The organism is Poinsettia branch-inducing phytoplasma str. JR1, from assembly GCF_000309465.1.
Lineage (GTDB): Bacteria > Bacillota_I > Bacilli_A > Acholeplasmatales > Acholeplasmataceae > Phytoplasma > Phytoplasma pruni.
Map to the genome: position 1 here is coordinate 1 of NZ_AKIK01000135.1, position 435 is coordinate 435.

A 435-nucleotide genomic window follows, 5' to 3' on the forward strand; every position below is an offset into this window, starting at 1 on the left:
GAAAGAGTAGATGATAAGCGAATAAAGTTGTTTTTCTATTTAAATAAAATTAAATAAAAGGAGATTTAAATGTCTAGAAAGTGTAAAAAATATGCTAAAAAAATAATAGATAATTGGTATACAGCTAAATTAAGAGATGTTGGGTATACCGCTTTTGAAGTAAGATGTGCTGGATATACAGCTTTTGAATTAAGATTAGCTGGGTATAAAGTTGAAGAAATGATAGAGGCAGGATTATACAGCTAAACAATTAAAAAATGCTAGATATACGCTTAAAGAATTAAAAGATGCTGGTTTTACAGATGAAGAATTAAAAGAATTGGAATAAAAACCAGAAAGGAATAAACTTTATGTGGAATTGGTTATTGAAAATAAAAATGTTTATTCTGGCTTTGTTTTTAAATATAAGCGATTTTTGCCTCAAATTTATTAAAG

At 26.2% G+C, this 435-nt stretch carries 1 protein-coding gene; it reads left to right on the forward strand.

Features of this window, described 5'->3' with window-relative positions; all coding sequences use genetic code 11:
* Nucleotides 1-69: 69 nt before the first annotated feature.
* Nucleotides 70-246, forward strand: a complete 177-nt coding sequence (locus ON17_RS03655) for a hypothetical protein (protein ID WP_017191960.1) — start codon at nucleotides 70-72, stop codon at nucleotides 244-246.
* The last annotated feature ends 189 nt before the right edge of the window (nucleotides 247-435 follow it).